Source organism: Robiginitalea sp. (assembly GCF_049588695.1).
Lineage (GTDB): Bacteria > Bacteroidota > Bacteroidia > Flavobacteriales > Flavobacteriaceae > Robiginitalea.
This window is the reverse complement of sequence record NZ_JBAVZJ010000571.1, coordinates 1-11134: the sequence shown is the minus strand read 5'-3', so window position 1 is coordinate 11134 and position 11134 is coordinate 1. Positions and strand designations below refer to the sequence as shown.

At 46.7% G+C, this 11134-nt stretch carries 12 protein-coding genes; 1 reads left to right on the top strand and 11 read right to left on the bottom strand.

The genetic code is table 11. The annotated features are described in order from the left end of the window. The 11 genes from atpA to WBV75_RS13095 all read right to left on the bottom strand — a co-directional run. Positions 1 to 1556: F0F1 ATP synthase subunit alpha (gene atpA, locus WBV75_RS13145; RefSeq protein WP_424121043.1), on the bottom strand; the 1556-nt coding region annotated here is incomplete at its 3' end. A gap of 51 nt (positions 1557 to 1607) precedes the next feature. After that, positions 1608 to 2144 (bottom strand): ATP synthase F1 subunit delta, encoded by a 537-nt coding sequence (atpH, locus tag WBV75_RS13140; RefSeq protein WP_424121042.1) that lies wholly within the window; start codon positions 2142 to 2144, stop codon positions 1608 to 1610. Positions 2145 to 2147: 3 nt separating this feature from the next. Continuing rightward, positions 2148 to 2648: a F0F1 ATP synthase subunit B gene (locus WBV75_RS13135; RefSeq protein ID WP_424121041.1), complete on the bottom strand. Its 501-nt coding sequence runs from the start codon at positions 2646 to 2648 to the stop codon at positions 2148 to 2150. An 81-nt stretch (positions 2649 to 2729) separates the two neighbouring features. After that, positions 2730 to 2921, bottom strand: coding sequence for an ATP synthase F0 subunit C (gene atpE / locus WBV75_RS13130; protein WP_424121040.1), 192 nt, complete (start codon positions 2919 to 2921; stop codon positions 2730 to 2732). Positions 2922 to 2961: 40 nt separating this feature from the next. After that, a complete protein-coding gene (gene atpB / locus WBV75_RS13125) occupies positions 2962 to 4092 on the bottom strand; it encodes a F0F1 ATP synthase subunit A (protein ID WP_424121039.1) in 1131 nt (376 codons plus the stop codon). A gap of 102 nt (positions 4093 to 4194) precedes the next feature. Continuing rightward, positions 4195 to 4602 (bottom strand): DUF6168 family protein, encoded by a 408-nt coding sequence (locus WBV75_RS13120; RefSeq protein WP_424121038.1) that lies wholly within the window; start codon positions 4600 to 4602, stop codon positions 4195 to 4197. Then, positions 4603 to 4836 carry an AtpZ/AtpI family protein gene (locus tag WBV75_RS13115; protein WP_424121037.1) on the bottom strand — a complete coding sequence of 78 codons (234 nt, stop codon included), beginning with the start codon at positions 4834 to 4836 and terminating at the stop codon, positions 4603 to 4605. Continuing rightward, a complete protein-coding gene (locus WBV75_RS13110) occupies positions 4817 to 5275 on the bottom strand; it encodes a bactofilin family protein (protein WP_424121036.1) in 459 nt (152 codons plus the stop codon). The genes WBV75_RS13115 and WBV75_RS13110 overlap by 20 nt, the downstream gene beginning before the upstream one ends. A gap of 3 nt (positions 5276 to 5278) precedes the next feature. Continuing rightward, positions 5279 to 7834 carry a tetratricopeptide repeat protein gene (locus WBV75_RS13105; protein WP_424121035.1) on the bottom strand — a complete coding sequence of 852 codons (2556 nt, stop codon included), beginning with the start codon at positions 7832 to 7834 and terminating at the stop codon, positions 5279 to 5281. Between the two features lie 157 nt (positions 7835 to 7991). Beyond that, positions 7992 to 8687, bottom strand: a complete 696-nt coding sequence (locus tag WBV75_RS13100) for an ABC transporter ATP-binding protein (RefSeq protein WP_424121034.1) — start codon at positions 8685 to 8687, stop codon at positions 7992 to 7994. A gap of 15 nt (positions 8688 to 8702) precedes the next feature. Then, positions 8703 to 10172, bottom strand: coding sequence for a DUF5687 family protein (locus tag WBV75_RS13095; protein ID WP_424121033.1), 1470 nt, complete (start codon positions 10170 to 10172; stop codon positions 8703 to 8705). A gap of 126 nt (positions 10173 to 10298) precedes the next feature. Here WBV75_RS13095 and WBV75_RS13090 point away from each other — a divergent pair. Next, positions 10299 to 11134: FAD-binding oxidoreductase (locus tag WBV75_RS13090; protein ID WP_424121032.1), on the top strand; the 836-nt coding region annotated here is incomplete at its 3' end.

Sequence of the window (11134 nt, the reverse complement as noted above, 5' to 3'; positions counted from 1 at the left end):
TCCTTACACACCGACATCAGAGTATCGGTAATTTCATCGGTGAGTTTCCCCTGCTTTAATAAATCCAGCACATCCCTGTGTTTGGCGTTCAGGAACTCGATAAAATCACGTTCAAACTCCTTCACTTTCTCAACCGGAACATCCCGAAGCAAATTCTTGGAGCCCGCGTAAATAATAGCGACCTGATCTTCTACAGTAAAAGGATCGTTTTGAGCTTGTTTGAGAATTTCGACATTTCGCCTCCCCTTCTCAATAACATTGAGTGTTGCGGCGTCCAGATCCGAACCGAATTTTGAAAAAGCTTCCAATTCCCGGAACTGGGCCTGGTCGAGTTTCAGGGTTCCCGCAACTTTCTTCATCGACTTGATCTGAGCGGACCCACCTACACGGGAAACTGAAATCCCCACGTTAATGGCCGGCCGCACCCCCTGGTTAAAGAGGTCCTGCTCCAAAAATATCTGTCCGTCCGTAATAGAAATTACATTCGTCGGGATATAGGCAGAAACATCTCCCGCCTGAGTTTCTATAATAGGTAATGCCGTTAGAGATCCCCCTCCCTTTACCATACCTTTAAGGCTGTCGGGGAGATCATTCATTTTTTGGGCAATCCCATCGTCATCAATAACTTTGGCTGCGCGCTCCAGAAGACGGGAGTGCAGGTAAAACACGTCCCCGGGATAGGCTTCCCGCCCCGGTGGGCGTCTGAGCAGGAGGGAGACCTCCCGATAGGCTACTGCCTGTTTGGAGAGATCATCGTAAATAATCAGGGCCGGACGCCCGGTGTCCCGGAAGTATTCCCCGATTGCCGCCCCTGCAAAAGGAGCGTACACCTGCATGGGCGCAGGATCCGATGCATTGGCTGCCACAATGGTAGTATAAGCCAGCGCCCCTTTATCTTCAAGGGTCTTGGCGATGGCGGCAACTGTAGAAGCCTTTTGTCCGATAGCTACGTAGATGCAATATACAGGCTCTCCGGCATCGTAGAATTCCTTCTGGTTGATGATCGTATCGATACATACGGTAGTTTTCCCTGTCTGACGGTCCCCGATCACGAGCTCTCGCTGTCCCCGACCAATAGGAATCATAGCATCAATAGCTTTTACCCCGGTTTGAAGGGGCTCATTTACCGGTTGTCTGAAGATGACCCCGGGGGCTTTCCGCTCCAATGGCATTTCAAACAGATCCCCGGTGAGAGCACCTTTCCCGTCGATAGGCGTTCCAAGGCTGTCTACCACACGGCCGACGATGCCTTCCCCTACATCGATAGAAGCGATACGCTGTGTCCTTTTAACTGTAGCTCCTTCAACTATTTGTCTTGAAGGCCCTAAAAGAACCACCCCGACGTTATCTTCTTCCAGGTTCAGTACAATTCCCTCAAGGCCTCCGTCAAAAGACACGAGCTCCCCGTACTGGGCATTGGAAAGACCATAGACGCGTGCGATTCCATCCCCAACCTGGAGTACAGTTCCCACTTCGTCCAGGGTTGCGGTGGCTTCAAATCCTGATAACTGCTTCTTTAAAATTGCTGAGACCTCAGCGGCTTTAATTCCTGCCATGTTCAATAGGTATAAATACCGAACCCGTTTTATAGGATTCGATGTATCCGTTTATGTACTTAATAGTTTTCGTTCTAATTTTTCGAGCTTTCCGGATAAGCTGGCATTGTATTCCAAATCCCCTACCCGTAAAATAAATCCCCCGATCAGGTCCTTGTCGATTTCGTTTTCAAGGGTCACTTCCTTTCCGCTGATTTCCCGAAGTTTCTTCAGGAGTTTGGTTTCCAGCGCTTGATTGAGGGGCACTGCGGTAACCACAGTGGCGACCTCCTGGCCCTGGGCCTGTTCAAAGAGCGCGATAAACTGCCCCGCGATTCCTTTTAGAATGTCTATCCTCTTGTTGGTGGCAAGCAATTTGAACAATTCCATCGTCAGGGGCTGTGATCCCTTGAATAGGGCTGTCAGGGCATTCTTCTTATCGACACCTGTAAGGGTTGGGTTGCGAAGCACATCTCTCAGGGACTCGTTTTCCTGAATGGTATCGAGGATAAGGCGCATGTCCTTTTCCATACCACCTACCTGGCCCTGTTCAACGGCGAGGTCCATAAGCGCCTTGGCATACCGATATGAGGCTCGATGTTCGCTCATCGCTTATTTCAATTTGATTTCATCCACCAGTTGATCGACCAGTTTCAATTGCTTATCCTTATTCTCAAGCTGGTGCTGGAGCACCTTCTCGGCAATCTCTACAGATAGCGTAGCCATCTGACTTTTAATATCTGCAATGGCAGCCTTTTTCTCCCCTTCTATGCTCAACTGCGCCTGCTTGATAATTTTATCCCCTTCTTCCTGCGCCAGAATTTTGGCATCTGCTACCATTTTCTCCCGAATCTCCCGGGCCTCTTTTAGCATAGCCTCGCGCTCTGCACGTGCCTCCTGAAGCAATCGGTCATTGTCTGCAGAGACATTCTGCATTTCTTTCTTCGCGTCCTCGGCGGCAGCGAGAGCATCCTTTATGCCTTCTTCCCGCTCAGAAACTGCCCGCAAAATGGGTTTCCAGGCAAACTTCCAGAGTAAAAGTAAAAGCAGGACGAACAGAATAATCTGCCAAAAGAAAAGTCCTATTGAAAATTCATTTATTAATTTTTCCATGGTTTCCCGAGGTTTTATGTTCTTCCATAAAGCCCGGCAATCCATACCAACCGTATGGATTGCCTGAGCAATCTGTAGGTCTTAGCCAGCGAAAATCGCGGCGAAACCAATTCCTTCGATAAGGGCAGCCGCGATCAACATCGCAGTCTGAATCTTACCATAGGCTTCAGGCTGACGGGCAATGGCGTCCATTGCGCGACCTCCGATCATTCCGATACCGATCCCGGCACCGATTACAGCAAGGCCTGCACCTATTACACTTGGAATCTCCATAAAACAAGTATTAAAAAATTAAACAATACAACTCAAAACACTAAAGGTGCTCCAACACAGGCTCTTCATGATCGTGATCGTGCTCTTCAGCGGCAAAGCCGAAATAAAGGGCAGATAACATCGTGAAAATATAAGCCTGCAATAGTGCAACTAAAATCTCTATAAGGGATATGGCGAAACTCAGGCCAAAAGACAAAGGCCCGCCCACCCAACTTTTAAAAATAAAAATCAGCCCGATCAGACTCATAAGCACAACGTGCCCAGCCGTCATGTTGGCGTATAGACGTATCAGAAGTGCAAAGGGTTTGATAAAAATCCCCAAAATCTCAATCGGTACCAGGATAATGTAAATGATCATTTTTCCATACCAGGGCATCCCATCCCCAAGCGGGTCAAAAATATGTTTCCAGTAGTCCTTGGTCCCCGTAAAATTGGTCATTAAAAACACGATCATCGCCAGGGCTGTGGTAACCGCAATATTACCGGTAACGTTTACCCCTAAAGGAGTCAGGCCAAACATATTGAGGAACCAGATAAAGAAAAATACGGTCAATAAAAAGGGCATATACCGGCTGTATTTTTTCTCCCCGATGTTCGGTATAGCAATGTCATCCCGAATATACAGCACGATGGGCTCGAAAAACTTAGCAACTCCGGTGGGAACTCCCCCACTTTTTTCGTACTTCCGGGCCATGCTTGTAAACAACCACAACATGAGCAGCCCCGTGACCAGCATCATCACTACATTCTTGGTGATCGAAAAGTCCAGGGGTTTGGTGTTGGTGGGGTGATCCTCGGCATCGTAGACAATGGTGCCTTCTGAATCTGTTTTATAAATCTTGCTGTGGTACAGCTTGTAGTAATTACCATCGACTTCTGCCACCGTTTCACCGTGGTGGAAAAGGGAAGACGAAAAAACCTTAAGCCCGTTATCCCAGAGGATTACCGGCAGTGGGAAGCCCCAGTGCACTTTGTTCCCCTGATCATCGGTGTAAGAGGCGATGGAGAAATCATGGGAGTCCTTAAGGTGGTGTTCGATGTATTCTTTGATTTCAGCCTTGGTCCCGGCAGGTCCAACGGACTCTGAAGGGGTCTCTTTGGCGAACAAAACCGGTCCTAAACAAAAGAAGAAAACTCCGACCAGGAAATTACTCACAAAGGAACTTCGCATAACTCTCGAATCTAAGGGTCTCTAAAAATCGGTGCAAATGTAAGCTATTCCCCGAAAAAGAAAAAAGCATTTGCGCTTTATTTTGACGCCTCGAAGGCCCTGTCATCCGGGGTTTTCCTTTTCGAGATTTTTAAGTAATACTGCGGTAAAATAAGTCTCTATAACCAGGGCGAGAAAGTAGGGTATAAAAAAACTTGAAAATTCGCCTTGGCTGATCACCTCATCTTGTTTGAAAGAGGGATAGAAAAAAACAAAGAAGAGCAGGAACTTCAAAAAACTACCCGCTATAAAAAGGAACCCCAGTTGGGTCTTCATCTTATGGCGGAGGCTGTGGATAAATACCACGATGCCAAACGCTAAAATTAAATTGGTCACATAACTCCAGACCAACAAATCCCCAAAGGGATTTAAGTCATTAGAGCCGCGAATAAAGGCGTGAATCCCAAAAGAAATACTGAGAACGAGTATCAACAGGATAAGACAACGCCCGAGGAAAGTGATGTTGTTCATTTAGGCGTTGAATCTTTTAAGCTGCCGCAGGACTACCCACAGCGAAATCCCCACCCCGAGAATGGTGCATACAGCCGTCAGGACTTGTTTTTCGTTTTGGTAATGGGCATCCAGCCATATACCTGCCTGTGCAGCCAAATAAATAATTACCCCCATCTGGATGGCAATTCCAGAGAGTTCAACGGCCCGTATTAGCTGAGATTTTTCCTTTTTTTTATCCGGAGGTTTTCGCATTTTCCGTGGGTTGTTTCACAGCGGAAGAAGCAGATCCCTTGAACTCAGAAGGTCTGGATGGGTTCCCGTTAAGCCCATTCTTTCCACTCATACTGCAGGAGGCGTTAAAGGTGGCCCCGGGCTCCACAGACAATTTAGCCACCGTCACTGTGCCTTCGATGACTGCAGAGCTCTTTAGAGAAAGCAGGTCTGAAACAAGAAGTTCCCCGTTAAAATTTCCCTCGATATCTGCATTCACGCACTCGACTTTTCCATGGATATACCCTCCCTTGCCGATGACAACTTTCCCTGAGGTTTTTACATTACCGTCGAGTTTTCCATCAATTCGGAAATCCGCTTCGGAAATAATATCGCCTTTAATTTTTGTGTTTTTTTCAATACGATTGGGTTGACCTCCTGGCTCGTTCATAGTTTTAGGTTTTTTGTTTTCGGAAAACATGGTTCATTGCGATTTTGGGGTTTGTAATTGGTTGCGGTAATCGGCCAGATTTTTATGGACCTGAACCACTTTATAGTTGTCAGATAAAATTACGAAATTCTCGTTGGAGATCATGTAATTCTTATTGTTTTTAAGAAGCTCGACATATCCGTGGGCATAGCTTTGGGAGGGGAAGCCGTGTACTACGATAAACTCGGTCTGCAGATCGTAAATGTCCCTGGAAACCGTGTAGTCATACATCAGATCTTTAATGGATTTATCCAGGCGCTTTTTGAGCGCTAAAGCCTTGTCATGCTGCGTCCGGCTAAATGGAAAAACGACCTTCCAATTCGAGGTGCCTTCGGCAGTAGTAACTTTTGAAAAATCAGAGCTTTCAAGCTTGGGGATCTGTTCTGCCACAAGGACCTGCGCCTTTTTACCTTCAGGTGTGTTCGGGTAATTAAGGGCGATGTAATTGAGCGCCTCCCTGAACTGATTAAAACCCTGTAAACGTCCAATCGCATTGGCTTTGAGCAACTCCAGCTTGGGGACTATGGGCTCTCCTGTGAACTGCTCAATAGCCTCTTCGGTCCCCGTAATTACTTCCAGGTATTCCTGGGCCTTAAATGCGGTAAAAAGTTCAGCATAACGCACCTCCTGGGTATTCTGCTGGGATGTTAAAGCTGCTTCTGGATTCGTGAGGATTGCAGCATACCGGGATTCGGGATGGTTTTCGATTATATCAAACTTCATCGGCTCTTGCAACGGACTTCCTTCCTCCTCATAAATTTTGTACAAATTGTATTTGGATGGTAAAATGAGTCGCTCTTCCGGATCTGAATCCAGTACGGCTTCAAGGCGGGCTGCGGCAAGCATTAGCTCTTTGAATTTTTCCTTGTAAATAAGCCCCAACTGGTAATTGGCAAAGTTGCGTTCCTTTTGCAGACTGTCAATGACTGCAGGGTCTTCGGGGACCTGGTCGAGATAATAATCCAGAGAAAATTTCTCAGAATCCAGAAGTGTCTTTTCACCGCCCTCAGCGACCGCATTCTCATCTGCTGTGACTTCTGAGAGAATCCTGGATTTTGTGCTCCACCGCCAGTTATCCTCCAGTTCCCGATCTCCCCACCGCTGGCGAAATTCATTCTTTCCATAGCCCAGGCTGGTGACATTGTAGAAGTAAAACTTCCCTTGATTCTCCTGCCCGCCCTGGCTTTCGCTGAAACTCTGTAACCCTGTTCGTGTCTGCTGCTCCTTTTTAAGCTCCTCTGCCTCGGCTTCAACCTTTAAGGAGTCGATATAGGTTTGAAAATAAATTCCTCTCTCCACGGGCGTCATGGCCGTGAGGTTCAAAACGCTGTCCGAATACCGGACCACAGCCTCGTAGGCGATCACGTCGTCCAGGTTCTCCCTTTTCTTGGATACACTGCGAAAGGTCCGGCTATTCTCGGGAACATTCATCAATACGCTGTCGTAATAGGCGCCTGCACTTTTGTAATTGTTCTGGTCAAAATAGTACTCGGCAAGGTCGGTATAATTGAGAGTGTTCAGATAGGGTTCACCCTGGCTAACCCTCAGCGATTTGTTGTAATAGTCCAGGGCCGCTCCCTCCGCCTCAATCTTGTGATAATATACGGCGAGACTTCTATATATTTTATCCAGGAAAGGCCGGTTCTCCCGATTTTTTTCGAGGTCGGTCAGATACTCCCGGACCTCATCCCGATTTTCAGGAGTGATTTCTATATTCCCAATCTTCTGGAGTTGCGCGTTGACAAGGTAAACCCTGGGGATTTTTCGATTCAGGTCAATGACTTTGTCAAAAGCCATGTCTGCACTGTCGGGATATTCCAGGCGATTAAACAACTGTCCAATGATAAAATAATAGCGCCCCTGCTCCTCCGTTTTCCGGGTATATGCTGCTGCTATTTTCATTTGCTGTACCGCCGTGTCCAGGGCCTGCAGGTTGATATATGCCTGAGCGGCTACAGCCCGTGCATCCGCGTAATCCTGGTCCGTTAAAACATCGTATTTGAAAAGGGTATTCAGGTTCTTCAACGCCAACTCATCGTACCCGAGGCGGAGGTTGGTCTTTTCACGCCAGATTCGGGCTTCGTTCAGTTTATTGCTCTTTTCGTATTTTTTAAGCACATAATTAAACGCCTCGAGAGCGGGAATGTATCGCTGGTCAAAGTACCGTGCTTTTCCCAGGAGCAAGAAGGCCTCATCGGTCTGGGGATTTCGCTCCTGCCCCCCGACCTCCATACTGTGTTTTTGAATCGCCTTGGTGGCTTTTTCCTCAGCGAGCAGAAAATTGGGGTTGTTATCCTCTGAATCCAAACGGATCTCCTCGGAAACCTGCATGCGTTCTACAGGCAATATTTCCCAGTAATTATCCCGATATGAATTGTTTAGGGTCTCCCGCCCTTCTTCGAATGCAAGGCCCCCGTTGTAAAGCACGTTATACCGGGTATTCAGGGCATGCCAGTTGCGGTTGACAAAGGCGTCTTTTTTAGTGCTGCACGCTCCTAAGAAAAGAACTAACCCCCCAATAGAAAGAAAAAAAAGATAACGAAGCTTCAAAATTCCCGGATTCCTGTATGATATCTAAACTACAAAACACCCGGTTTAGTATGGCCAGGCCAGTGAAATTCCCTCGTTCCCTGGAAAGGAGACACCCCTGAATTCACCTCCCGGCATTCATGGTCTGTTACCTTCTCCTGCCCAAAGGGAAGAAAACCTATCCGGCGAAGAAGGTCTCCAGTTCCCTAAGGGTCTCCGGAGACGTTTGAATATCCTTGACGATTTCCCCTTTATCAAGGACTACAATGCGCTCGCAAACTTCCGTAACATGCACGAGGTCATGGCTGGAAATCAAGGCAGTAACCTCACGGTTCTGGGTGAGTTCCCTGATAATCCCCTTTAAGCGAATCTGGGTGGTGGGGTCCAGGTTGGCGAAAGGCTCATCGAGGATAACCACCTCCGGGTTGCCGATAAATGTCGCCGTAATTCCAACTTTTTTCTGATTTCCCTTAGACAGGTCCCTCAGGTATTTTTTCTGGTTGAGGATTTCCCCATGAAAGAAGTCTTCAAAACTTTCCATCAGGGCATCCACATCAGATCTGGACTGCCCCCTCAACTCACCGATGAAATAGAAGTACTCCTCCGGGGTGAGGTAGCCAATGAGGAAGCTTTCGTCGATAAAGGCCGATGTAAAAGGTTTCCACGCCTCACTGTGCTGTACTTCAATCCCATTATTGAGTATCCCGCCTGTCGAGGGTTGAATCAGGTCCAGCAGCAGGCTGAAAAGGGTGGTTTTACCGGCTCCATTATTCCCGACCAGGCCAAAACTCTCACCTTTCGGAATTTCAAGCTGGGGCAGATTGAGAACGGTCTGGGCTCCGTATTTTTTAGTTAGTTCTGAAACAGTTATCATGATGTCTTCTTATTTTTAGGCTGCCTTTTCGCGGTAGGCGGAAAGGGTTTTATATTTCTCTTTTTTATAGACTTTTTCAATTTGTTTAAAAGCCAGGTCCTTAAAGGCAAATCCGATAACGCCGGCCAAAGCAACCATTAAAAAACCGGCTGTTTCATTGAAAAAGAAGTCCCCGATCCAAAAAAGGACGAGTGGAAAAACCAGTTTAGGGATCGTGAGAAGGAGTGTTTTTCCATTAAACGCCTGCTTATCTCCAAAGGCCTTTTTATTGGTCGTCAGGTCGATAGGCGTTTTGACATAGGCGCCTCCCCATAATACGAGATAGGAGTTAACCCCTATATTGTAGACCGCCCCAACCAAAACGGCCAGGTAGGTTTTCCATCCAAAATACATGTAAAATACGGCCAATAACGCACTTAAAATGGTGGCAATGATGATCAGGTACCACTTAGAACTCAAATATTCCCTGTACTGAATATTTTGACTCATCATCAGTGGATAATAGGAGCTGTCCCAGCTCGGGACGTATTGCCCAAAGGTGAATAAAAAGCCCCCTGAGACAAAAATACCGGCAAATACAAAGACTATGGGATAGGAATCGTAGGTGCCCGAAAAGAAAATAAGCCCGTAGAACAGAAAAAGGAAGCTCACAATTACCGTAGTCCTCGATCGTTTATTGCGACGAATGAGTTTGATGTCGTTTTTGAGAAAGGTGCCCAGGTTGCCAAATCGGTTTAACCAGGCGTAGTCCTCTGTCTTGCCTTCCTGTTTCTTCAGGGCTAGGCCTGCATCGAGATACATATTTGACCTGAAGTACCTGAAAGAAGCCCAAATAACCAATACCAGGAGACCCCAGGGAATTATGGCAGTCCATGGCATGTCGTAAAAAGCATCGAATATCGGAGCGGTATACAGCGTAATATCGAACCATCCGTAATACTGAGAAATACCAAGGACGGCAAGGATGATTACTAAGGGGTAGAAAATACGATCCTGGTTATTGACCAGGATATTCAGGAAATTATTCACAAAAAATAAGGCCATCATCCCCAGATGCCACCCGACGACCTGCATGGGTGCGTAATCCTTTGTAATCAAGACTATTGAAAAGGGAATGAAGAAAAAGGCGTGGGACCAGTTGAAAAAAGAAAGTGCGGTTTTTCCCAGGGAATACCAGACTACGGAATCCTTTTTTATCGGCAGGTAGAGCAATGGCCTGATATTGGTGACAGGCATCTTCTGCAACATATACCGCGCGTAGAGATCCATGACCAGGTAATAAATCATAAATCGGTTGACCACCCTCAAGGGGTCGCCCAACCCGGCCTTTTCGATTATAAAATAGGCCCCGATCCCCAGGGAGAGGAAAACCACAATAAAGTAAAGCAGTGCAAAGATCGTAAGGATCTTAAAGACCAGGTTGGTGGCGAAAGAAGATGACCTGAAAAAAGACTTCCATTCCAGGTTAAAAAAGCGTTTAAACATGGGCCTTTTCGGTTTAGCTATTGATTAGTGTTGTCTGTCCGTAATTTGTTACAAACCCGTTAAAAGTATAGAAACCACAGGTTTTCTTAAAACTGCTTTGCTTAATTTTGCAAAAAATTATAATTGATGCAGCAGTTTTATCCCCTAATCGTTTCCGACATTACGCCCCTAACCCCAAATGCCGTCGATATCAGCTTTGAAATTCCCGCATCCCTGAAAGAGGCTTTTGCATTCGAATCCGGGCAATACATCACCATTAAACACTCGATTGACGGTGCCGAAATCAGAAGGGCATATTCCCTGTCCTCTAAACCTGGAGAAAACAAGGTTGCGATAGGTGTAAAAAAAGTTCCGGGCGGTACATTTTCTGTGTTCGCGAACCAGACATTGAAAAAAGGGGATGTTCTTGAGGTTATGCCCCCCCAGGGTCGCTTCGTATTTGCTGCTGACGGTGAGCCCCGGGATATTGTAGCTTTTGCCGCGGGGAGTGGTATAACCCCTGTAATGAGCATTATTCAAACAGCTCTGGACTCCAATAGCGAAAACAAGGTGGTTTTGGTTTATGGGAACAAGAGTCGGGAAGAAGCTATGTATTTCGATTCTTTACAGGAATTGAAAAATAAATATAATGATCGGTTTTTTATCTATTATATCTTTAGCCGGAACCAGGAGGAAGAATGCCTGTTCGGAAGAATCGATAAAAGCACCGTGAACTATATTATCCGAAATAAACACAAATCCATCACCCCCGACACTTTCTACCTGTGCGGGCCCCTCCCCATGATAGAAACCATCACTGCAGCCCTGGAGGAAAACGGGGTTTCTGAAAACCGCATTCAGCGCGAACTCTTTACGGAGCCCGAATCCCAGGCTCCAGCCGATGCAGAAACCTCGGGTCAAACACATCTTGAAATCAATTTGGACGATACGGTGCATGAGCTGGAAATCGATCGGAAAAATAT

Excerpts from the sequence above, each read along its gene's own strand:
- atpH (WP_424121042.1), bottom strand. The coding sequence starts at position 2,144 with ATGAGCGAACATCGAGCCTCATATCGGTATGCCAAGGCGCTTATGGAC.
- WBV75_RS13135 (WP_424121041.1), bottom strand. The coding sequence starts at position 2,648 with ATGGAAAAATTAATAAATGAATTTTCAATAGGACTTTTCTTTTGGCAG.
- atpE (WP_424121040.1), bottom strand. The coding sequence starts at position 2,921 with ATGGAGATTCCAAGTGTAATAGGTGCAGGCCTTGCTGTAATCGGTGCC.
- atpB (WP_424121039.1), bottom strand. The coding sequence starts at position 4,092 with ATGCGAAGTTCCTTTGTGAGTAATTTCCTGGTCGGAGTTTTCTTCTTT.
- WBV75_RS13120 (WP_424121038.1), bottom strand. The coding sequence starts at position 4,602 with ATGAACAACATCACTTTCCTCGGGCGTTGTCTTATCCTGTTGATACTC.
- WBV75_RS13115 (WP_424121037.1), bottom strand. The coding sequence starts at position 4,836 with ATGCGAAAACCTCCGGATAAAAAAAAGGAAAAATCTCAGCTAATACGG.
- WBV75_RS13110 (WP_424121036.1), bottom strand. The coding sequence starts at position 5,275 with ATGTTTTCCGAAAACAAAAAACCTAAAACTATGAACGAGCCAGGAGGT.
- WBV75_RS13100 (WP_424121034.1), bottom strand. The coding sequence starts at position 8,687 with ATGATAACTGTTTCAGAACTAACTAAAAAATACGGAGCCCAGACCGTT.
- WBV75_RS13095 (WP_424121033.1), bottom strand. The coding sequence starts at position 10,172 with ATGTTTAAACGCTTTTTTAACCTGGAATGGAAGTCTTTTTTCAGGTCA.